At 56.2% G+C, this 747-nt stretch carries 1 protein-coding gene; it reads right to left on the bottom strand.

What is annotated here, in order from left to right; all coding sequences use genetic code 11:
• Positions 1 to 676, bottom strand: a protein-coding gene (locus OZ411_RS42950; protein ID WP_282532801.1) for an IS5 family transposase whose coding sequence is annotated in 2 segments (ribosomal slippage) — positions 1 to 340 and positions 340 to 676 — 677 coding nt annotated over the 2 segments. Because the reading frame shifts where the segments join, the coding sequence is not laid out codon by codon here. This gene is flagged as partial in the annotation.
• Positions 677 to 747 lie beyond the last annotated feature (71 nt).

The following is a 747-nucleotide window of genomic DNA, read 5'->3' as shown; positions in this document are numbered from 1 at the left end:
GCTATGCGTTTGAATTCCTTCAGCTTGCCGAAGAAGTTCTCGATCAGGTGGCGCCATTTATAGATGTCCTTGTCGATGTCGAGAGGCTGGGCGCGCCTTTGATGTTGCGAGATGACGATCTTGGCCTTGCGTTCGTTCAGCTCTTCGATGATCCAGTTGGAATCAAAAGCCTTGTCGGCGATCAAGCCGCCGAATTCGATGTCTTTGATCAGGGGCGCGACGCCGACGGTGTCAAAGCGATGGCCAGGGAGCAAGATAAACCGCACCAGATTCCCAAGCGCGTCGGTCAGCGCGAGGATTTTGGTGGTCCAGCCGCCCTTCGATTTGCCGATGGCTTGATTTTTGGTCCCCCTTTTGCTCCCTGCCCGTGGCGGTGAACTTTGACGATTGTCGCGTCGACCATGGCGAACTCCATGTCTGGATCATCCGATACGGCGTCGAAAATCTGCCTGAAAACGCCGGCTTTCACCCAATCGCGATAGCGCTTGAACACCGTGTTCCAGTTGCCAAACGTCGGCGGCAGATCTCTCCATGGGCTGCCCGTGCGGGCGATCCACAGCACGGCCTCGAGGAACAAACGATTGTCACCCCCTGTGCGACCGGGATCGGTCGGCTTGCCCAAACAAAGCGGCTCCATCTTCGCCCACTGGGCAGCCGTCAAAACGAATCGGTGCATGCCAAGCTCCTTTCGGAGCTTGAATCACGGACATTCCAATCTGTGAATCCTGAATCTCAACAGACCCTAGA

The sequence above is a fragment of the Bradyrhizobium sp. Arg237L genome (assembly GCF_029990105.1).
GTDB lineage: Bacteria > Pseudomonadota > Alphaproteobacteria > Rhizobiales > Xanthobacteraceae > Bradyrhizobium.
This window is presented reverse-complemented; position numbering and strand designations above follow the sequence as displayed.